This window comes from Thalassotalea sp. 1_MG-2023 (assembly GCF_030546745.1).
Taxonomy (GTDB): Bacteria; Pseudomonadota; Gammaproteobacteria; order Enterobacterales; family Alteromonadaceae; genus Thalassotalea_C.
The window spans coordinates 1-778 of the sequence record NZ_JAUOPD010000066.1 but is presented as its reverse complement, the minus strand read 5'-3'; the positions used below and the strand labels follow the sequence as shown (position 1 = coordinate 778).

General features: G+C 51.0%; 1 rRNA gene. It reads right to left on the bottom strand.

Features of this window, described 5'->3' with window-relative positions:
- Nucleotides 1-85 precede the first annotated feature (85 nt).
- Nucleotides 86-778, bottom strand: a 23S ribosomal RNA gene (locus Q4489_RS18220); the annotation flags it as partial.

The following is a 778-nucleotide window of genomic DNA, read 5'->3' as shown; positions in this document are numbered from 1 at the left end:
TGGAATTCTGATATCTATCGTTATTCTAATTCAAGGCACAGTACGTGACTTTCTATCAAACATACCTAAAACATTTAGGTGTTGTATGGTTAAGCCTCACGGGCAATTAGTATCAGTTAGCTCAAGGCCTCACAACCCTTACACACCTGACCTATCAACGTTGTAGTCTCCAACGACCCTTTAGGGAGATTAAATCTCCAGTGAGAACTCATCTCAAAGCCTGTTTCCCGCTTAGATGCTTTCAGCGGTTATCAGTTCCGAACGTAGCTACCGGGCAATGCCATTGGCATGACAACCCGAACACCAGAGGTTCGTCCACTCCGGTCCTCTCGTACTAGGAGCAGCCCTCTTCAATTCTCAAACGCCCACGGCAGATAGGGACCGAACTGTCTCACGACGTTCTAAACCCAGCTCGCGTACCACTTTAAATGGCGAACAGCCATACCCTTGGGACCGACTTCAGCCCCAGGATGTGATGAGCCGACATCGAGGTGCCAAACACCGCCGTCGATATGAACTCTTGGGCGGTATCAGCCTGTTATCCCCGGAGTACCTTTTATCCGTTGAGCGATGGCCCTTCCATACAGAACCACCGGATCACTATGACCTGCTTTCGCACCTGCTCGACGTGTCTGTCTCGCAGTTAAGCTGGCTTATGCCATTGCACTAACCGTACGATGTCCGACCGTACTTAGCCAACCTTCGTGCTCCTCCGTTACTCTTTGGGAGGAGACCGCCCCAGTCAAACTACCCACCAGACAGTGTCCCCAAGCCCGAT